A 20,894-nucleotide genomic window follows, 5' to 3' on the forward strand; every position below is an offset into this window, starting at 1 on the left:
CCAATACCATGGAAGGCTTTCCACTGCGCAGGTATTGCTGGAGGTGCCAGCAGAACTGGCCGTAGCTATATGGATGAAGGTTTCCAGTTTTATACTCTTCCCAGAGCAACTGCCGGGTAACACCTACTTTTTTAAGTTCTTTGCTGTAGTATTCCAGCTGTGTCTTAAGATGCTCGTAGCGCTCGTCCTTGTAAGCTGGGTTTCCGGGCCATATTTTCCCTTCCAGTACCGGGTCTTCCATTGCCAATAGAGCTTCTATTGAAAGATCGCCTGCACGTGCCTTTTTAATATATCCTTTTACAGTGTTCTTGCTAATCGAGAGGGTCCTGGCAATGGTTTTTATGCCCTTGCCCTGTTTGTGCATACGAAGTATTTGCTTTACCTGACTCATTCGTTTTGGTTTTCCGGCCATTACTTATCTTTTGATGGTATACATCAAATAAACCAAAACCAATACAAAAAGCTGGGGGGGGTCAACATGCTCCTGAATAAATTCACAGAGGGGTCAACATGCTCCTGAATAATTTTTCAAGCCAGCTTTTTTATTTTCTAAAGGGGTCAATATCCGCCGGAATGACAGATACCTAAAAGATGATCTTCAGAGGGGTCAGCTTAGTCCTGAATATCCACTTTCCACAAGGCGTGGAGGGTTCTTATCTACCAGCTGTTGTAACAACATTTTGGCAAAGGTTCTGAGTTTCTTTCCGACAATAGGACTATATGGTAAGCAGCTGGTTTTTAGGTTACTCCTTAAATATCCGCTCCAGTGGTCCAAAGGACTTCGGCCTACTAAGAACTACCACGTGAAGATACGTAAGGATGGTCTGGATATCCGAGTGCCCCAAAAGTTCTTTTACAATGTTATATCCGAACCCATTTCTAAAAGGGTTTTAAATAGCCCAGAACCTAGGTGGTATGTCAAGTTTATGAAAAGCATTTTCAGAAAACGAAAAGGAAAGATTCTGCGGATTGGAATGGAAGAAATCTAATCCTAATACTTCTATTCGTAACTATAAACCTATGAAAAGGCTGCAGATGATATTTTCCCGAAAGATTAGGAGTATTATTAATAGTCAGAGGGAACTCCCTAGTTTTTCATATAGTTTAAGGATCAGCTACTTTAAATATTAAAATGATACCCGTTATCAAATTTTTAAGTTTATTTTGATATTTAATTCATTTTTGCCTTCATTCTTTGTTGACTCAAAACCTTGCATTAACAACTTGAGAAGTTGACAGAAACAACACTTTGGCGAGTTTAACCAGACATACAGGAAAATTTTTAAAAAGCGTTATAAGCAATGCTAATGCCGGGTTGACTGTAGAAAAGTTATTTTTGATAAAGCTGAGGGGAGAAGAATTTCTTTTAAACGAACAGCGAAAAAAAGAAATCTGATTTTACTTTTGCAAATGCTTGCTTATCTTAAGACACGAGTAGCTGTTAGAACTTTTATTTTTTTGGCTATTGTAGATTAATAAACTTCTTGAGCTTCCAACTGTACCTCGTAAGGAAAAGCAAATTTTGAAATCTCCATACCGGAGAGCCAGTTATTCCTGTCTTCTTTTCTCAGGACGACAGGCATCCTTTTTTTGTTATTGTGGATTTTGCTCATTATTTCATTGGCTTCAGTAGTCATAATGGAGTAGGAGTAAATAAGCTCATTATTTTCCGGATTTCTCCAGTTGGAATAAATCCCTGCAAAAGCAAATATCTCCTGGTCTTTGGGAGTGATCTGAAATTTCTGCTTCTGTTTTCCTTTAGGATCCAGCCATTGCCATTCATAGTAACCATTGGCTAAAATAAGACAGCGGTTTTCTACAGAATTTCTATAAGCCGGTTTTTCACTGGCGGTTTCAATTTTTGCATTGAGCGTCATTTTTTTGATGGTATCGTCTTTGGCCCAGAAGGGAATTAACCCCCAGTGAAACATTTCTATTTCCCCCTGGTTCTCATCTATGATTACCGGTGTTTTTCTAAAATCGAAAGCATTGATTTCTTCCATAGGAGAAAAGACCTCCGGCTCAATAAATTGAGCATTGAATGTTTTTTCAATATCCTGGATCCTAGCATTTAGTTTAGTACGGTAGCACATAAATTATTGATAAAAATTAAAAGGGGTTCAGAGGTCAACTGGGTATGGATTTTCCCTATTCTATTTCTTCCCTCAAAGCTTCAAGATATGACAATTCCATTTCACTATTAAAATACAGATCCTGGTCTTCGGGATTCTTTTTTATTATCTCCAATAATTCGTCTATCCTGTCATATATCATGGGTAAACTCATAGTATAAATTTTAGAAGATACTTCCTTAAAAGTACCGTTGTTGATAACCAAGTCCTTTCAAAATGTGTGCCGTTGTAGGAATTGAAGAAGAAGCTTAAGGGATGACATACAAGGGTGTAGTTGGAACATCCATAAAAGCCTCCTGAATTTATCGCTCCAATTCGTTTCCTCATTTCTAATTTTTATACCTTTGGAAAAAATCCTAATAAAAGGAAATATTCCTAAAATGAAAAAGAGATCAATTATCCATTTAGATCTGGACACATTCTTCGTGTCTGTGGAACGTTTGCTTAATTCTGAATTAGAAAACAAGCCACTTATTGTAGGTGGGCTGGGAGATCGTGGGGTAGTGGCCGCCTGTAGTTATGAGACAAGGAAATTTGGTGTGCATTCAGGAATGGCCATGAAAATGGCCCGGCAGCTTTGTCCACAGGCCACAATAATAAAAGGAGATTCGGGCGTCTATACAAAACATTCCCATATAGTCACTGAGATTATAAAGAGCAGGGTTCCCTCTTTTGAAAAGGCCAGCATTGATGAATTTTATGCCGATTTAAGCGGAATGGATAGATTCTTTGGAACCTGGAAATTTGCCGGAGAGCTTAGGCAATCAATTATGAAGGAAAGTGGACTGCCCATTTCTTTTGGCCTCTCACAAAATAAAATAGTTTCAAAGATAGCCACGGGAGAAGCAAAACCCAACAATCAATTGCTAATCGAGGAGGGAACGGAGAAGTCTTTTCTGGCACCTCTGTCAGTCAGGAAGATTCCAATGATAGGAAATAAAACCTTTCAAAAACTGTTGAACCTTGGAGTAAGGAATATTCAAATGATCCAGGAAATGCCTGTGGAAATGCTTGAAAGCATCTTTGGGAAAAATGGCAGAACCATTTGGAAAAGAGCCAACGGAATAGATGATTCCCCAATAGTGCCTTTTCATGAGCGAAAATCCATTTCTGCAGAAAGAACCTTTCATAAGGATACCATTAATATGGTACAGCTGCATGCCACTTTAGTAGCTATGGCAGAGAACCTTGCTTTCCAATTAAGGCGAGGGAACAAGCTAACTTCTAATGTAAGCGTGAAGATCCGTTACTCGGATTTTCAGACGTACACTAAACAGGCAAAAATTCCATATACAAGTGCAGACCATATTATTATACCAAAAATATTAGAGCTTTTTAAACAGCTGTACAACCGGAGACTGCTTATCCGACTCATTGGGGTCAAATTTACCGGACTTGTTGGTGGGCATTACCAAATCAACCTTTTTGATGATTCTGAAGAGATGCTGAGTTTGTATACTTCTATGGATAAAATCCGGGAAAGATTTGGAGATCAAAGTGTTATCAGGGCTGCTACTCTTGGCGGGACAAGCGTAGGACGAATGGATAATCCATTTAATGGAGAACCACCTATTCTCCATGCCCATAGGCAGCAATAATTTACGAAATGGGAACGAGTTGTAAAATTTTGCATAGGTCTTACGAATGGAGAAGGACTGAATATAATCTCTTCGAAAATTTAAATAGGAGCATTGATTTCATTCAACGGGTGACCCATTCCTTAGAAACTTGTTGCCAATTCTTAAAGTACGGAATAGTTTCAATTGGTGTAAAGAGCGATTGAAAAGATTGATTGTGAACCGTTTATACGCGACCCGTATGTACAGTGGTGGTGTGTCACAAACGAAGAATCATCTTGATTTTTAAGAGCTGTGTAAAAAATGAGGATGGGACCCTCGAAGCCGGCATACAGGTGCAGGCTTCAAACCGCCTTATGCGGCTCTATTTAAAAGGTAGGGTTGTGAGCAATAAGGAAAAGGTATTATATAGATATCAGGTGAGAATATAGGAGAGGAAGGAAAGTGAACCAGATGAGGTGTCGTCAGCGTTTAAACGATGTCAAAACCAGGAGGCGCCACTGTCCTGAGACAAGTATGAGGGTAACCTGTTTACTGCTCATGTGGCATCTGGCATTAAGTTGGTGTGAATTCTATACAGGCTTTTACACGGAACGTGGGAACGTGTCGTCCTGATGATAAGGGAGAATTTCAAGAGGTGATCCCTTAAGAAACGGAGTACCAAGGAAGGGCACGCGGGCGGAACATTCCGTATGCATAAAAAGAATGTTTTCGATGAGATCTGCTATCAGATCAGTATTATCAATGCCATAGACGATGCGTCGGAATGACTACTGATCGGAATAGTATATTATTTTGATCCGCTCAATTCCTGAGTGCCATTCTAAGCTCCTGAAAAATACTACTTCTTTTAATTAACAAGACATTAACGGTATTTCGAAAACCGTACAGGTAGTCTACTACGTAAGTGTTAGTGTAATCAATTAAAAAACAGTTATGAAAAAACGAATGATTAAAGTGCAGCATGGCAATATTGTAGCAAATAAAGCAGACTATTCCCGGCGACATTTCCTTAAGGAGGTATGGTGATAATAGGATCAGGTCTTTTGCTTTCTTTTTGAAGTTGATAATCAGCATCAATTGAATTGAAAATAACTTAAAAAATAAAATTATGAATACTCTATTTATACCCTTAATGATTGGAACGACTCAAATAATCATGATCGTCATTGTGGTGCTTCTACTCTTTGGCGGAAAAAAAATCCCCGAATTAATGAAAGGTTTAGGCAGCGGGATTAAAGAATTTAAAAATGCTTCGGGCGATAAGGACTCAATAGAAGAGTCAAAGCCAAAGAAGAATGGAGGTTAAGCTTTTTCTGTAGTGAAATTAAATTAACGGGATTAAAACACTCCTCCTGGGAGCATCAGGCTGCCGGGAGATTTGTTCTGGTATAATTGCAATCACAAAATGCCGGTAAGGGTGGTAAAAATATATTAAATGGGAAACTATACTGAGAATACACAGGAGATGTCTTTTTTGGATCATCTGGAGGAATTGCGCTGGCATTTGGTTAGAGCGACTTCGGCTGTTTTTATTGCCGGATTCATTGCTTTCCTTGCGAAAAATTTCATTTTCGATATTTTGCTATTCGGCCCCAGTAATATTGACTTTTTTACTTATGATATATTGTGCAGACTCACTACCGCAATTGGGTTTGAAGGAGGCTTTTGTTTTGAAGGGGAAATGCCCTTCAGTATCCAAAGTCGTACCATGGGTGGGCAATTTTCAGCACATATCTGGACCTCTATTACTGCCGGTTTTATTATTGCTTTTCCTTATATTATTTACGAATTCTGGAGATTCGTTTCTCCAGCAATGCGAAATCACGAGCGTAAAAATGCCCGCGGATTTATCTTCATATCCTCAATGCTCTTTTTCATGGGAGTGCTTTTTGGATATTATCTTATTACACCCCTTTCAATAAACTTCTTAGGTAGGTATCAGGTGAGTGGACAGGTATTAAATGAATTTGATATTGATAGTTATATAGGTTTAGTCAGATCTTCAGTAGTCGCTAGTGGACTCATTTTTGAATTGCCTATTATTATTTACTTCCTGACCAAAATTGGAGTGGTTACCCCTGCCTCTTTAAAAAAATACAGAAAATTTGCTCTGGTTGGAGTTTTGATCTTATCTGCAGTAATTACACCTCCAGATATTCTGAGTCAGGTAATAGTAGCAATTCCTGTTCTTGTGCTGTATGAGATAAGCATCGTTATTGCCAGAATAGTGACCAGAAATGAGAAAAGAAATTCTCTGATAAAATGATCCAAATGACAACTAATCATTTTTGATATTTTTTCTTATACGGTATTTCTACGCCTTCTTTTCTGTGCTTGTTTCATTGTAATTCAAATATTAATCTATAAATCTTTTGTATGACAACAATTCCCTTATTTCTTAGTGGTGCCGAGATAGCTTTTATTCTTTTCATTTTAATAATGGTTTTTGGTGCCGATAAGATACCGGACATTGCCAGAGGTCTCGGAAAAGGTATGCGAGGTGTCCAAAATGCTACCAACGAGATAAAACATGAGGTTCTGAGCAAAGTCAATGAGCAAAGGAAAGAGTCTGGTGGAATAAGGGATAATATCCAAAAACAAGTGAGTGAGACCAAAGAGGAGCTCAAAAAAAATACTAATTCCATGAACTATAAATAAAACTTTAAAATTTACTGTTGGCTCATTGAACTCTAGACTTTCACTTCAGAAGTAATTAATTCTATTCCATTTATTTCTCTTGTTCAGCTTCTTTACAATTTTTCGTTGTTTAAACATGACTAAGGATCTTGATGCACTTCATTTCAGATTGTTTAACCAATGCCATAGACGATGCGGCGGAATGCCTAATGATAGAATTAATTCTATATTAGATAGTCTCGCTCAATACCTTAGAGAACCTTTTTAATACTCTGGGAGAATACAACCTTCTTTTAATTAACAAGATATTAACTATATCCTTAAAACCGTACAGGTTTGAACTACGTAAGTATTAATGTAATCAATTAAACACGAGTTATGAAAAAACCAATGATTAAAGTGCAGCATAGAAAAATTGCAGCAAATGAAGCAGACAATTCCCGTCGACAATTTCTTAAGATAGGAAGTATAGCGGTAGTAGGATCAGGGCTTTTGCTCTCCTGCAGTAGTGATGACGATTTTACAGGCCCTGTTGATCCTGATCCCAATGCGGTCTTCGACCTTGGAAGCGGAGATGTAGGGATATTAAATTATGCATACGCTCTTGAACAGCTGGAAGCGGCGTTCTACACCCAAGTCCTGGATGGATCTTATTGGGCTAGTGCTAGTGCACAGGAAAGATTAATTCTTGAAGACCTGTACAAACATGAGGTAATTCACCGTGATTTTTTTAAAGCAGCAATTACTGGAGCTGTTAATGGAGATACGAGCAAAGTTTTGCCTGAATTGGAATTTGATTTTTCATCAGTAGATTTTGGGAATAGGTCTTCAGTTTTAGGAACAGCAAGAGTATTGGAAGATACCGGAGTGGCGGCTTATAATGGAGCGGGAAGTTTACTTGAAACTCCGGATTATCTTGTTATCGCGGGTAAAATTGTTTCTGTTGAAGCCCGGCATGCAGCAGCTATCAGATCTATATTTTTTGATGATCCCAAAGCTTTTGCAGGTGATGATGTGGTAAATGCCAATGGGCTGGATGTTGCACAATCACCTTCAGATATTTTAACGGCAGTTGGTCAAACTGGATTTGTAAAAACAGAATTTACTGCAAATCAATTACCAACGGGATAACCAATTTTCAATTTAAAACAATATATTATGAATATCATAAAATTTTTAGACGAGTTCACATCAGAAAATCTTTTGGCTAAAACTTCATCAAGGAGAGACGTTTTTGGCACTTTTGGTTCTTTAGGAAAGAAAGCTGCACTGGCTGCAATTCCTTTTGGACTGGCTACCTCCTCAGGTAAAGCATATGCTGCACAGGATCAAAATGCAGCCATTGGTGCCTTACAATTAGCACTAACCCTGGAATACCTGGAAGCAGAATTTTATCTTAAAGCTTTGGAATCTGGAGTTTTACCGGGAGGGAGTAGGGCAGAAGCTGTTTATCAGCAAATTTCAAAACATGAATCTGCTCATGTTGCATTTTTGAAATCAGGACTAGGTGATAATTCTATAGAATCCCCTGAATTTGATTTTACCGCAGGAGGGGCCTTTGATCCTTTTAATTATAATGGGACGGGTCAGGAAGTGGCTTATGCACAACTTTTAGCCCTGGCCCAGGCTTTTGAAGATACTGGTGTACGGGCATATAAAGGACAGGCAGGAAATCTAATGGGGACCCAATTTTTGACCCCGGCTTTGCAGATCCACTCTGTGGAAGCTCGTCATGCCTCTGAAGTACGAAGATTAAGAGCAGATGTCATGGGGTTAAATCTTGAACAAAATGCGCTAGGCTGGATTACGCTTGATAACAAGGGGCCTGGAATGCCTGAAGCCACCCAGGCAGTATATAACGGAGAAGAGAACGTAACGCAGGGAGAAGTAAACCTTGTTGATGCAACAGCTTTTGATGCTGTGGCCGTATCACAATCATTTGATGAACCAATGAGTGGAGAAACCGCATCTACTATTGCAGGTTTGTTTATCGTTTCTTAATTCATAACAACAGGTTTAAGTGAAAAAGTTGTCTAAACGTAAAGTTTAGGCAATTTTTTTATTTCGAGCCCTTCTGGTTGGAATGGTTTTGTGAGATACCCAATCATGATAAAAAAGATTTCATCTATTTTTCCAGAAGATGTTGATTTTAGGCTTTATTTTATACATTTAGATCATAATTTAATTCAATGCAACAAGACGAATTAATTGCTCAACTTCAATCAGGCAACCAGAAGGCTTTCGAACGTATTTATCAACTTTATTCAAAAAGTATTTATGGAATTATATATAATATAGTTCGTGATGAAAAAGTGTCCGAGGAAATCCTGCAGGATGTTTTCCTTAAAATATGGAATAATGCTTCATCATATGATCATGACAAAGGACGTTTTTTCACCTGGATTTTAAATATAGCAAGAAATGCTTCCATTGATAAAAGGAGATCAAGAGATTTTAATGACAATCGGCTAAACCTGAAAAGTGATCATTTTGTGGATATCCTGGAGGCCCGGAGTAATATTTCAGGAAAAATGGATGCTATTGGATTGCAAAAATATATTGATATACTCGGACCTGTTTGCAAAAAATTAATTGATCTTTTATTTTTCAAAGGATTTACACAGAAAGAAAGTGCAGAAGAACTTCAAATTCCATTAGGAACTGTAAAAACCAAAAACAGGATTTGTATTGACAAATTGAGAGCTAACGTTTTAAGATGATGGATATAAAGAAATACATATCATCCGGTATTTTGGAATTATATGTCTACGGTGCACTATCAGAATCTGAAAGTGCAGAAGTATCCCGTATACTTAAGAAATACCCGGAAGTACGAGCAGAGGTAGAAGAAATAGAAGAAGCCTTAATCACTTTATCCGGTGCTGCGGCGCCGAAGAATCCGGAATTCTTACTGCAATCAATAAAAGAAAAGCTTTCAAAAAGAATTGTAACGATACCGGTAGAAACTAAACGAACCAATTGGTCCGCTTATCTGGGTTGGGCCGCCAGTATAGTGTTTTTGTTTGGACTGTTCCTGTTGTTTGATGAAAACCAGGATTTAAAGGAATCCCTTCAGGCATTACAGTTGGATAAGGTACAACTAGAGACAGCAATTACAGAGGCAAGGAATGACACAGAAAAAACACGTGAACTTTTAAATGCATTCAGGGATAGGAATGTTATAAAAGTTCCACTCCCGGGTCAGGAGATTGCTCCGCAAGCATATGCCGCTGCCTATTGGGATAAGGATGAAAATATTACATATATAGATGGGAAAGATCTTCCTGAACCTCCCAGAGGAATGGTTTATCAGGTATGGTCTTTAAAAATAAATCCGCTTGTTCCTAGCAGTATTGGATTATTGAATGAGTTTGAAAGGGACGAGAATAAGGTTTTTAAACTTGAAAATCCGAATGTTTCCGAAGGATTCGGGATCACGCTGGAGCCTGCAGGAGGAAGCGAAACACCAACGTTGGAAAGGCTTTATGCATTAGGAACCGTAAATTCATAGAACAAAATAAAGCATTCTTTAACTTTCGAAATCACTAGTGTCCGGTAAAAAAATAAACAGGGCTAGCTTTTTGAACACTAACCCGGTATATCTACTTTTCAGTTACGACACAAAAAAGCTAGACATGGGTAAAAGTAAGGATTTTAACGGACAGCCTATATTTAATCAATTAATAAAGTTCATTGACAAAAGTGAAGTATGAAAGATAGCTCGTGAGCATAGTGCAGATCGGTATGTATGTAAAGAAGTTTACGACCTATAATCACCTGGTTGTAATGCTTTTCGTGTCCCTAGAAGGCTATCAGGCAATACGAGAAACGATTTTGGGACTACTTGCTAATGCGCATAAACTGGCTCATTTAGGCCTGTCGTACCTGGTTAGACGAAGTACTTTCGCTGAGGCCAATAAAAGCCGGGATAGTGCGATTTTTGGGGATATCTACCTAAGTGTTTACCAAAAACATGCAGGAAGTTTAGCGGACAGCCGGTTAAGCGATGCTGACCTAAAACGTCTTTATATATGGATTCTACCACCATTTCCTTGTTTAAAGATACACCTAAGGGCGTAGGGCGCAATCCCAAGCAAGACAAAAAGAAGGGTGGGATAAAAGCTCACACAATTATTAAGGCCAGTGAGAATGTTCCCTGTCTTGTGCGCTATAGTGAAGCCGTACGGCACGACCATATATTTCTGACAGAAGTTTTCAACCTAGTAAAAGGTTCTATCATTACTTTTAATAAAGGTTATGTTGACTATGCTCAATATGAAGCCCTTACGCAAAGCCAGATATGGTACGTGACTCGATTAAAGGATAATGCCACTTACCGGCCAGGAAAAGAATTTGATATCCCTGAGGATGCCGATTCAGGGGTGCTAAAGGATGAGGAAATCATTTTATTTTATGGTGAGGGAAAGCAGCTGAAACATCATTCCAGACGCATAGCATATTGGGACAGCGAAAACAACAGGTTGTTTGAATTCATCACCAATAATATGGAGCTAAAAGCTGAAAAGATAGCCTTAATTTATAAAAAACGATGGCATATCGAGCTGCTATTCAAGCAGCTAAAACAGAATTTTCCGCTAAAATATATATTCTAGGGGATAATGAAAATGCTATTGAAATACAGATCTGGACGGCTATGTTAACTAATCTTCTGATCACCTTAGTGAAAGGAAAAGTAAAAAGGAAATGGGCCTTTTCCAATCTGGTGTCCATTATAAGGCAGCAGTTAATGAATTACATCAACCTGTATGGCTTTTTAGAAGATCCAGAGGGAAGTTGGCGGGAAGTGATTAAACAGAAAAAAATAAAATACCAAAATTCTCTGTTCCCAGAGACAATGGGGGCTTACTTTTGAAAAGTATAAATATGATATCTCATTATCAACAACTTAAGTTGATGAATAATTTAAATTCCGGTTTTACCGGACAACAATGTTTCGAAATCTCTTAATACATTCGAGCAGTTCTCTTTTATTTAATGATGTTGGATACCGCAGAACAACTGCCACTCCAGGTTTCCATTGAGATGCTCTATAAGACGCTTATCAGAACAACAGCCATAATATTTTAAAAACATCAGGGCTAATTTACCCTGGGGTGAGAAGATGGAGGTAGGCCCCACCTTGGAATCCAAAAGCTCAAAGGAACGAACCAGTTCATCCCATGGGATTGCCAGATAGATCTTGCCCAAATCACCTTGCAAAAAGCGCTGGTAAAATGAATCAAATTGTTCAATAGAAGATGAGAAGGAAAAACTATGCTGAAAGTTGGAAATTCTTTGTATTTTGTACATACGATTTAAGATTAAAACCCCGATTTTTGAGCTAGAGACTCGTTTTCGGGGTTTTATCATACTTAAATATAAGAATTAAATACCTGATAATAAATATTCTAACACACTCTGATAAGGAGGAGTAAAATTAGGTTTATAGATGGATCTCTCTATTAGAGATGCTTTATTTCGATTTTGAGCAATTTTTTTATTAAATTTTTAAACCAATTCCGGCATAACCAGATGGTTTGAACTTCTCAAGGTCACCTCTGTATCTTCCTTCAGCCCTTAAAGAGAAATAGAATCTCGAAAAACAATGATATTCCATTTGTCCTGAAATACTGGCGCTTCCAAATAAAACCTTCTGAAGCCAGGAAACGTGTCTTTCAATCATGGATAATCCTCCTAAAAGGGCATAGTTGAAATTGCCTTCATGATTGAAAACATGTCCCATTTGAAAACCATAAGAGGAGAATTTTATAGCATTGAAATTCTCGTAACTCGCCTGTACCTGGAATCCATGGTTTCGGTACCCCATATTCAATACCCCATCAAAAGCTGGTTCATTCACGGGACTTCCGTAGATGGCATTTCGTGGATCCAGTTCTGTCCCCACAAAAAAGAATGAAGGCTTTTCAGCCCGATTGAAATACTGTCCCTGGCATAATAGAGGAATGAGAATAATGAAAATGGTTAAAATGTGTAAAGATGGTTTCATTATTTTTTAATTTAACCTTTATATTCTTTCAATTTCACTCTTATGCCAATACTGCCTTCCATAATGCCATGCAAATCAATATCAGGTCGTCTTTGATAACCAATACGTCCCGAAACTCCGATTTTTGGATAAACCCAAAACACACCGGTGACTCGTGTCATCCAGCCCATAAATCCAAATAAGTGATGCTGGTCTGGCTCCCAGTCCACCAGTTCCTTCCGAAGAATCATGGATAAACCACCTCCGACAGCTATATCATACCAATCTCCCTTTGCGAGATAGTAATCTGTTCCAAAACCATAGTTATGGTAATTGCCGCCATCAAACCTTCCGTAGAAAAGAAATGCGCTGTAATTCCACATGACCGCACCGGCTTCGAGGTCAATGTCGGCACCTCTGTAGTTCAACTGGTTTCCCGGATTTTCCCTCAGTCCAAAGCCATTATTTAAATCTCCGCTTAGATCCACATATTGAGCACTACAAAATAGTGGCAACAGCAACAGAATATTCAACGCTGCTTTTCGTAACATACCTGTAAAATGTATTAGTAAAACTTCCTTTATGTAGGGTGAGGGGGGAGTATTTCCTACTAATTTAACCTTAAATAGTTATGAAGAAAGGAGGTTTCGATGAAGGGCCGTATTATTCGTTTAACAAGGAAGGAACTTCATTCTTAGCAAGAAATTAAAAATTAAAAGTAGGAAAATATTTAATAAATTGTTCTTAATTAAAAACTTAGCTAGAAATCAAAAAATAAATTCGAGATCTAATATCATGGAAGTCCTAAAACTAATTACCAATTATTCACTTTTCATATTGACGGTACCGAGTTTCAAACGCTTAAAGAATTTAAAAATTATTTATCAAATGCTTAAAAGGGTATCCATAATACCAGGAAATTTCTTCTTTAAAAGAAGAAATTGCTTTGGGAGAGGTCATTTCCAGGCTGCTCCTGCTGTGTTAAGCTTCATGACCTTGAGCCTGGTAAAACGAATTAAAGATGGAATGCATGGACTAAAAATTTTAATTTTAATCTGTTGAAAAGAAGTAATATAACTGGTGAAATATAAATTTAAATGAAAACAGTACAATACCTCGTAATGTTCTTTACCTTTCTTTTGCTCCTAAACGCCTGCTCAAAAGATGCTGAACCTGAGGCTCCATCTTGTTCTCAAACGGAAAATATTTCGATGAAAATCAACGGGGATGAGAAGCAATTTGAAATTCAGGGATGGGGAATTTCCCTGGATAATGACGGTACAGGACATACCCTCGAGCTCCTCATAGTTTCCGGAGTTTATTATCCATCACAAGATTCATATGCCATAAGTATAGAATTGCCCTATAAAAAAACAGGAGATAATATCATTGAGGAATTTAATTATTTTCGGGTTAAAGACACAACCTCCGCCCGGGGGGATTTTGATCCGGGAAATCTACAGAGCAGCGTGTATATAAACAGCAATACCTGTATTAGCCTATCATTCTCCGGAACCGCTATAATTGATGGAAAGGAAATAATTATCTCTGAAGGGGTTATCGAACATGTTTATAGGGAAGCCTTTGAGGACCAATAAACTACTTCCATGTGTGAGGCTATTCATCCACCTCCAAAGGGGAGAATATACCTTGCGCCAGCTACAACCATGAAAAAACGAAAAAGAGTCCATGGAATCTACTGATTTCATATTATAACATTGTTGGAATTTTAGATTGTAAGCTTTTTCACGGTTACTGTCAACGGCAGGAGGCGTTTGTTGACATCCAGCTTTATAAAAAGTTTTTTAGCGCAAAGTCAGAGGACTTTGCGCAGCATGGCTGTTAAGAAAAAAAGCCATGTTTCAGAGTTCGGTTTTCGTGTCTCCCGTTTGTTCATGAGCGGAATCCCTTGCATCCTTAAGGGATTTTTCAGCTCTTACAAAGAACTCATCCCTTTCCATACTTTTAAGTTCTTCTGCTTCCTCAGCGCTAAACCACGCACTGAATTCTTCTGTTGCTGAATTCATGATTCTATACATGTTCATATCAGCATTAAATAATAATTCATAATCCCCAACGATTCTTTGACTTCCCATAAAATTTTTATTTTTAAGATAATAAATTTCCGTGGTTATCCCAGAAATGAACTCTTAATTTTCTTATGAGCTCGGGGAAAAGGAAATACATTTCTAAATCACTTGATTTTGATTCCAAATCTTTCATGTCAGTGGCTGGTATGTTTTAGGATTACCTTTCAGTAAGGGAACAGAAGCTGCAGCAGAGCGGCATCCTCTGGTTTAAATTTCAGAAATTAGAATAACAGATGGAAATATTCCGCTCCTCTGGAGTTTTTAAATTAATTCAGGAGCTTATTTTCAGAGGGTTCAGGTTTTTTGTTAAATTAGGTTCCACGTTAGGCGTTTTTAAAAATCAAAAATGAAAAACCTATTTGTATTTTCCTTTTTCCTCATTACCACAATAACCTTATCTCAATCAGCTAAAGAAAAACGTTTTAAGCAGGATGTCGCTAGGCTGGTAGAAGAAATGGAATCCATGTATACCATTGATAAACTTCTGCTGGAATACTCTTCTGTCATATCCTATAACAGGAGCGATACCGTTCGTATAGATAATCTATCGGAAAGACTGGGAATAGTAGAAACAGCTAACAAGAAAATTATCAACGATAGTTTAACCGATTATATTTTCAAGAATCATATCAATCCCAAATACGGTGAACACTCAGTCCGGATGATTGCCATCATCAAAAAATATGGTTTTCCGGGCAAAGAAAGGATCAGGCTGTACTATGATAAAGAATTCAGAGATCCAAAATTCATGCCTTATCGGCTTTTGGAAAATGCCCCGTTAGAACACTCTATAAAATTAAAAAAGCTCTTAAGAAAAGAGCTTAAGAAAGGACGTATCAACAAATGTACATATGGAAATTTAATGTGGCGCCTCTCCAGGCCAATGGACACACAGATTCTGCTGGACAACGGTTATGTAATGGAAGAGAAAGATGGTGTCCCTCATTTCAAACCAGATTGTGAATAGGTTTGAGTGAAGAAATTAAGGAAGGATTAAAAATAACGATACAAAATATTTATAAAATAGGAGGTGGTGCGAGGAATCTATTAGCCATAATTAGTCATTTAAAAATTTCGTCATCAAAGAAATCTTTAAGTGATATCTCAATAATGCTGCAAAATTGATTTACAGAATAAATAGATATTCCTCTTCCAGTTTTTTTACCGCTTTTGGGATCAGTTTTAATTGGATTTTCCCATCTACTTATAAGCTGTTTGTCAATACTGTGTTTTTTCACAAAATCAGCCTGTTTAGGTCCGCAATACTTTTCTCTAAGATATTTAATTCTTATGGAAATTTTGTTTGCCAAGATTATATCTTCATCTGAGAGCTCTGCCATAGTGCAATTTGAAAAATCTGAAAAGAAATTAAGTAAACCACTTGGTAGACAAATAATTAATTTCTATATTTGGTTCATAGTAATATATTTGCGAAACTTCTTTAAGTAAAATATTAGAAGCATTTGCTTTGAATCTCGACTTGAAAACTGGTAATTTTTAGTACACGAGATGATAAGTGAGGTGCTCACGACCCGGGGCGTGGGCTCACTTATTGTGTACAAGGTATACCAGTACCCCAAGTCAATAAGTTGAGTTTCCACGCCTTTTTTCATTCTGGCGTTACGTCTTCTCAACCTCTTTCAAAGCCTTTGTTTCTTCAAAACGCAAGAAGGTTCTCAAAACCATTTTAAACATTATTTGCCTTGACAGGATTAGCCATTGTTAAGGTTTTCGCAGGGACCTAGTTTAATCATTAGTCCCGGTGGGTCACCACAACCGCATACCCTACAGTGCAGTGGCGACGGGTGGGAGGGAAACTCCCTTTCCCCCTAAGGGGAATGGGAAATATTGTGTAACAAGTAAAACAAGAGCCTATGAAACATTAAAAAAAGACGAATACCCGCAAGGGACAACCTATTTAGCTCCATTTCGAGAGCAAATAAACATATTATAAAATAGCCTTCCGGTCACTTTTGGCGAAGCTCGCCGGAAGGCTTACATCAAACGAAACAAAGTTTCATTCAACCACTGCAAAATTATGAAAAATAATTACGGCCGGTTCAAAATAATCGTGCTTATAAGTCTCATCCTGCTGCTCTTTGCCGTTACCTTACAGGCAAGCGCAGGAAATACCCTTTACGTCAAGGGGTTAAAAGCTCCTCAAAAAGAAATTAAGGGAGCCGTTACAGACCAACAGGGATCACCCATAGCCGGGGTCGCTGTTTATATCAGGGGAAAATCTTCCGGTACAGTTACCAATCTTGATGGGCAATACTCCATCAGGGCAGTACCCGGTGATACGCTTGTCTTTTCTTACCTGGGCTTTCAACCTGTAGAAATCGTACTGGAACAGCAAGACCAGTTAAACATCCAAATGGAAGAAGATATTTCCTCCCTGGGGGAAGTAGAGATCAATGCAGGTTACTACAATACCACCAGGAGGGAAAGTACAGGAAATATCTCCAGGGTTACTGCAGAAGAAATCGAACTACAGCCTGTAGTAAGTCCTTTGCAAGCTTTGCAAGGCAGGATGGCTGGGGTGGAGATTACCTCCGGGGGAGTAAGCCCGGGTGCAGCATCCACCATTAGAATCAGGGGCACAAACAGCTTGCGAACAGAGGGGAACTATCCCTTATATATTATTGATGGGGTTCCTATAAGTTCTATTCCCATAGAAAGCAGTTCCCTATTGTCGCAGCCAGGTATAGATCCTTTAAACAACCTGGATGTAAATAACATCGAAAGTATAGAAGTCTTAAAGGATGCCGATGCCACAGCAATTTATGGTTCCCGTGGTGCCAACGGGGTTGTTTTGATCACCACCAGGAAAGGTGCGGATATGGGAACCAGCTTGGAAACAAGGTTATATCATGGAGTAGCCACAGTACCGGCTCGGCTCGATTTGTTAAATACAGAGCAGTACCTTGATATTAGGCGAAGGGCTTTTGAAAATGACGGGGTGGAGCCCACAGAAAATAATGCCTATGATCTGGTATTATGGGAACAGGATCGGTATACAGACTGGCAGGAATTCCTTTTTGGGGGGACAGCCGAAACTACCAATGCAAACGTAACATTTTCAGGAGGCAGCGAAACCACATCCTTTCGCTTAGGGGGATCTTATTACAACCAGGGAACGGTTTTCCCGGGGGATTATAATTATCGAAAAGTAACAGGGAACATCAACCTGAACCATCAATCCCGGAACAATAAGTTTAATCTGAACCTATCAGCAAATTACGGGACAGACTTGAACAATTTGGTGGGAAATGTCAGTTTCAATGCAAACACTATTTTCCTACCTCCCAATGCCCCCGCCATTTTCAATGAAGATGGAGGTTTAAACTGGGAAGACTGGGGGGCGGCTGGTTTAGATAATCCGCTTCAGGGGTTCTTTAATAACAGTACCACCCAGACCAATAACCTTATTTCAAATATAGGTTTGTCGTATGAATTCCTTCCAGGGCTGCAATTCAAGACCAGTTTAGGTTATACGTTTTACAACTCGGCAGAACTACGCAACCAACCCAGAAGATCCTACAATCCGGCTGATGCTACCACAAATAGATCTTCGCACCTTAGTGCGAATCGAAGTTCCTGGATTGTTGAACCGCAGTTCATTTACAAAGAGTCCATTGACAAACTCCATATCCAGGCATTAATAGGAGCTACTTTTCAGGAAAATTCAAATCTCCGGGAAAGCTTCCAGGGCAGCGGATACGCTTCAGAAGCCCTAATAGGAAATATAGGTGCCGCGGAGGACATTATAAATGCAAGTCGCGGGAATACAGAATACCGATATGCTGCGGTCTTTTCAAGATTAGGATTCGATTGGGATAAAAAGTATTTTATCAATCTTACCGGCAGAAGGGATGGTTCGTCCCGTTTTGGTCCAAATAACCGGTTTGCCAATTTCGGGGCGGTGGGAGCCGCCTGGATATTCAGTGATGAGAACTTCATGCAAAGCACCTTTCCCTTCCTGAGTTTTGGAAAATTCAGGGGAAGCTATGGAACCACCGGAAATGACCAGATTGGAGACTACGGGTACCTGGATGCCTATGAAGCAACCAGAGGCCCCGGCGGACTTTATCCTACAGGTCTTGCAAATCCCGATTATTCGTGGGAAATCAACAAAAAGTTGGAGGGAGGAATTGAATTAGGGTTCTTTAAGGATCGGTTTAGGTTTAGTCTTAGCCGCTATCAAAACCGATCTTCCAACCAACTGGTGGGATATCCGCTTCCCTATACAACCGGTTTTACTTCGGTACAGGCCAATTTACCAGCCACGGTAGAAAATTCAGGATGGGAGATTACTTTTAACAGCCTTAATATTGACCATGACAATTTTCGATGGGAAACATCCTTTAATATAAGTCTTCCGAAGAATGAATTAATAAGCTATCCTGATATCGAGCAGTCCTCTTACGCCAATACCTACAGGGTAGGACATCCTTTAAATATCTCTTTGTTGTACGAGTATACGGGATTAGATCCGGAGACCGGGTTTTATGCTATTAGGGATGTCAATGAAGATGGGAGGTATGATTACCAGGACTGGGTTGTCATCCATGACAGAAACCGGGAATTCTATGGTGGCCTAAGCAATAATCTGAGCTATAAGAATATTTCTCTGCAGTTCTTTCTTGAATTTGTGAAACAGGAAGGAAGCTTAACCTCCTTTTCGGCTGGAACCATCAGCAATTCCATGGTTGAGGTGTTATCGTCGGTTGATGGACAGGGTCCTTTACAGCAAATATCTCAGTCTTTAGCCTCCCGTACCGCATCTAGAAATGCGCTCAATACAATTTTTCCCATTCGGGATGCCTCGTATGTGCGGTTAAAATCCCTATCCCTTGCCTATAACCTCCCACGAAACCTAACTGAAACTATAGGAATGCGAAATGCCAAAGTCTTTTTACATGGGCAAAATCTTATCACGGCTAGCTCTTATGATGGTTTAGATCCGGAAAACCCGTACTCCGTTGCTATTGGGAATTTGAGAACAATTACCGGGGGACTGGAAATTAACTTTTAAACAAACTCATGATGAAACTACATAAATTCAACATAATTGTACTCTTACTTATCGCACCTTTTCTTTTGCTTTCCTGCGAAGATTTCGTGGAAGTGGAAGCCCCCGACAACAAACTAGTGCAGGACGTGGTTTTTAGCAGTGATGCCACTGCTAAGAGTGCCATGATCGGAATATATAATCAACTGTTTTTAGCAGCATTTTCCAATGGAGAAAGAAGCAGTGTCACCCTTCTTGCGGGATTGTCTGCAGACAATTTTAGAAATATAAATACCACTAATATTGTCCGGATGGAGTTTGAGCAGAATCAGTTGGTACCGGATAACGATAGTAATCTCGATATCTGGTCCAGCGCCTATAACACCATCTATATGACAAATGCTATGTTGGAAGGACTCCATAATTCCGAAGCAATAACACCGGAACTGGAAATGCAGTTAGAAGGGGAGGCTCGGTTTGTTCGTGCGTTCACCTATTTCTATTTGGTCAATCTTTATGGCGATGTCCCCTTGATTCTCAGCACTAATTATCGTGAAAATCAATTGGCGGTCCGAAATCCTTCAGCAGATGTGTATATACAAATACTAGAGGACCTTCAGATAGCTATGGATTTATTGCCAATAGATTACATCAATGAAGAGCGAACCCAGGTCAATAAATTTGCTGCTACGGCTTTGCTGGCCAGGGTCTACTTATATCTGGAAGATTGGGAGCAGGCAGAAACGCTTAGCAGCCAGGTAATTAATGAAACTTCTAAATATGAGCTGTTAAGCGAAGTAAATGATGTTTTTCTGGCGAATAGTAAGGAAGCAATTTGGCAGATCTCTCCCATTGGAGGGGGAGGATTAATAACCAACACCAATGAGGGCAGCATTTTCATTATAGACCCCATATTTTCTTTTTTCGCCGCTATACAACTGGAAGAGGAGTTCGTTGAAGTTTTTGACGAAACCGACAGGAGGTATATAAACTGGATAGGCTACAACGAAGGAATAGATGCCTATTTCGCATTTAAATATAAGATATGGAGTAGTACCGAATTTCCTATTGAAGAATATTCCATGGTATTACGACTGGCAGAGCAGTATTTGATAAGGGCTGAAGCCAGAGCCAGGAAGGGGGATCTTTCGGGTGGTATTGAAGATTTGGATGTGATTCGTGAAAGGGCAGGGATAGCACTAGTTTCAGAGAGTAATCCCGGCATTGTTCAACAGGAATTACTGGATAAAATATTTGAAGAACGCAGGAAAGAACTATTTGCAGAGTGGGGTCACCGGTGGCTGGATCTTAAGCGTACCGGCAGGGCAGAGGAGGTTTTAGGTGCAAATAATCCATTATGGGAATCAACTGACCTCTGGTACCCCATTCCGGCAGAAGAAAGAATGAAAAACCCCAATTTAAGCCAGAATTCCGGCTATTAATACTATGAAATTAATT

At 39.1% G+C, this 20,894-nt stretch carries 22 protein-coding genes; 14 read left to right on the forward strand and 8 right to left on the reverse strand.

The annotated features are described in order from the left end of the window. The 3 genes from IE056_RS06430 to IE056_RS06440 all read right to left on the reverse strand — a co-directional run. Positions 1-412 (reverse strand): LuxR C-terminal-related transcriptional regulator (locus tag IE056_RS06430; protein WP_189603881.1); only part of this gene is annotated, 412 nt, incomplete at its 3' end. A 1,060-nt stretch (positions 413-1,472) separates the two neighbouring features. After that, positions 1,473-2,093 carry an SOS response-associated peptidase gene (locus IE056_RS06435; protein ID WP_189603882.1) on the reverse strand — a complete coding sequence of 207 codons (621 nt, stop codon included), beginning with the start codon at positions 2,091-2,093 and terminating at the stop codon, positions 1,473-1,475. 55 nt (positions 2,094-2,148) lie between these two features. Beyond that, on the reverse strand, positions 2,149-2,286 hold the full coding sequence (locus IE056_RS06440) for a hypothetical protein (RefSeq protein WP_189603883.1): 138 nt from the start codon (positions 2,284-2,286) through the stop codon (positions 2,149-2,151). A 226-nt stretch (positions 2,287-2,512) separates the two neighbouring features. Between IE056_RS06440 and dinB the strand changes: the two genes are divergently transcribed. From dinB to IE056_RS18445, 10 genes are all read left to right on the forward strand, one after another. Beyond that, positions 2,513-3,730 (forward strand): DNA polymerase IV, encoded by a 1,218-nt coding sequence (gene dinB, locus IE056_RS06445; protein WP_189603884.1) that lies wholly within the window; start codon positions 2,513-2,515, stop codon positions 3,728-3,730. A gap of 1,090 nt (positions 3,731-4,820) precedes the next feature. Next, positions 4,821-5,018, forward strand: coding sequence for a Sec-independent protein translocase subunit TatA/TatB (locus IE056_RS06450; protein WP_189603885.1), 198 nt, complete (start codon positions 4,821-4,823; stop codon positions 5,016-5,018). A gap of 129 nt (positions 5,019-5,147) precedes the next feature. Then, entirely contained in the window at positions 5,148-5,978 is an 831-nt protein-coding gene (tatC, locus tag IE056_RS06455) for a twin-arginine translocase subunit TatC (protein ID WP_189603886.1), read from the forward strand. Between the two features lie 110 nt (positions 5,979-6,088). Next, complete coding sequence (locus IE056_RS06460; protein ID WP_189603887.1) at positions 6,089-6,370, forward strand: Sec-independent protein translocase subunit TatA/TatB; 282 nt, start codon at positions 6,089-6,091, stop codon at positions 6,368-6,370. Between the two features lie 357 nt (positions 6,371-6,727). Next, positions 6,728-7,480: a ferritin-like domain-containing protein gene (locus IE056_RS06465; protein WP_189603888.1), complete on the forward strand. Its 753-nt coding sequence runs from the start codon at positions 6,728-6,730 to the stop codon at positions 7,478-7,480. A gap of 27 nt (positions 7,481-7,507) precedes the next feature. Then, positions 7,508-8,350 (forward strand): ferritin-like domain-containing protein, encoded by an 843-nt coding sequence (locus IE056_RS06470; RefSeq protein ID WP_189603889.1) that lies wholly within the window; start codon positions 7,508-7,510, stop codon positions 8,348-8,350. Between the two features lie 188 nt (positions 8,351-8,538). Next, positions 8,539-9,069 (forward strand): RNA polymerase sigma factor, encoded by a 531-nt coding sequence (locus tag IE056_RS06475; protein ID WP_189603890.1) that lies wholly within the window; start codon positions 8,539-8,541, stop codon positions 9,067-9,069. Beyond that, positions 9,066-9,860: an anti-sigma factor gene (locus tag IE056_RS06480; protein ID WP_308427605.1), complete on the forward strand. Its 795-nt coding sequence runs from the start codon at positions 9,066-9,068 to the stop codon at positions 9,858-9,860. The genes IE056_RS06475 and IE056_RS06480 overlap by 4 nt, the downstream gene beginning before the upstream one ends. A 233-nt stretch (positions 9,861-10,093) precedes the next feature. Beyond that, the gene (locus IE056_RS18765; RefSeq protein ID WP_373297291.1) at positions 10,094-10,429 is read left to right on the forward strand and encodes a DUF4372 domain-containing protein; all 336 of its coding nucleotides are present in this window, start codon (positions 10,094-10,096) and stop codon (positions 10,427-10,429) included. Continuing rightward, positions 10,381-10,962 (forward strand): IS4 family transposase, encoded by a 582-nt coding sequence (locus IE056_RS18445; RefSeq protein WP_229793675.1) that lies wholly within the window; start codon positions 10,381-10,383, stop codon positions 10,960-10,962. The genes IE056_RS18765 and IE056_RS18445 overlap by 49 nt, the downstream gene beginning before the upstream one ends. A 379-nt stretch (positions 10,963-11,341) precedes the next feature. Here IE056_RS18445 and IE056_RS06490 read toward each other — a convergent pair whose 3' ends face one another. The 3 genes from IE056_RS06490 to IE056_RS06500 form a co-directional block, all read right to left on the reverse strand. Next, positions 11,342-11,659, reverse strand: a complete 318-nt coding sequence (locus IE056_RS06490; RefSeq protein WP_189603891.1) for a transposase — start codon at positions 11,657-11,659, stop codon at positions 11,342-11,344. Positions 11,660-11,849: 190 nt separating this feature from the next. After that, a complete protein-coding gene (locus IE056_RS06495; RefSeq protein ID WP_189603892.1) occupies positions 11,850-12,356 on the reverse strand; it encodes a hypothetical protein in 507 nt (168 codons plus the stop codon). 11 nt (positions 12,357-12,367) lie between these two features. Next, positions 12,368-12,886: a hypothetical protein gene (locus tag IE056_RS06500; RefSeq protein WP_189603893.1), complete on the reverse strand. Its 519-nt coding sequence runs from the start codon at positions 12,884-12,886 to the stop codon at positions 12,368-12,370. A gap of 546 nt (positions 12,887-13,432) precedes the next feature. On the opposite strand from IE056_RS06500, the gene IE056_RS06505 reads away from it, so the two are divergent. Beyond that, a complete protein-coding gene (locus IE056_RS06505) occupies positions 13,433-13,933 on the forward strand; it encodes a hypothetical protein (RefSeq protein ID WP_189603894.1) in 501 nt (166 codons plus the stop codon). A 264-nt stretch (positions 13,934-14,197) separates the two neighbouring features. On the opposite strand, the gene IE056_RS06510 is transcribed toward IE056_RS06505, so the two are convergent. Beyond that, positions 14,198-14,431: a hypothetical protein gene (locus tag IE056_RS06510; protein WP_189603895.1), complete on the reverse strand. Its 234-nt coding sequence runs from the start codon at positions 14,429-14,431 to the stop codon at positions 14,198-14,200. A 340-nt stretch (positions 14,432-14,771) separates the two neighbouring features. On the opposite strand from IE056_RS06510, the gene IE056_RS06515 reads away from it, so the two are divergent. Next, entirely contained in the window at positions 14,772-15,392 is a 621-nt protein-coding gene (locus tag IE056_RS06515) for a hypothetical protein (RefSeq protein WP_189603896.1), read from the forward strand. Positions 15,393-15,486: 94 nt separating this feature from the next. Here IE056_RS06515 and IE056_RS06520 read toward each other — a convergent pair whose 3' ends face one another. Beyond that, positions 15,487-15,765: an XRE family transcriptional regulator gene (locus IE056_RS06520; protein WP_189603897.1), complete on the reverse strand. Its 279-nt coding sequence runs from the start codon at positions 15,763-15,765 to the stop codon at positions 15,487-15,489. A 698-nt stretch (positions 15,766-16,463) separates the two neighbouring features. Here IE056_RS06520 and IE056_RS06525 point away from each other — a divergent pair. Both IE056_RS06525 and IE056_RS06530 read left to right on the forward strand, forming a co-directional pair. Then, positions 16,464-19,460, forward strand: coding sequence for a SusC/RagA family TonB-linked outer membrane protein (locus tag IE056_RS06525; RefSeq protein WP_189603898.1), 2,997 nt, complete (start codon positions 16,464-16,466; stop codon positions 19,458-19,460). Between the two features lie 11 nt (positions 19,461-19,471). After that, positions 19,472-20,878 carry a RagB/SusD family nutrient uptake outer membrane protein gene (locus tag IE056_RS06530; protein WP_189603899.1) on the forward strand — a complete coding sequence of 469 codons (1,407 nt, stop codon included), beginning with the start codon at positions 19,472-19,474 and terminating at the stop codon, positions 20,876-20,878. Positions 20,879-20,894: the final 16 nt, after the last annotated feature.

This window comes from Salinimicrobium marinum, from assembly GCF_014651535.1.
GTDB classification, from domain to species: domain Bacteria; phylum Bacteroidota; class Bacteroidia; order Flavobacteriales; family Flavobacteriaceae; genus Salinimicrobium; species Salinimicrobium marinum.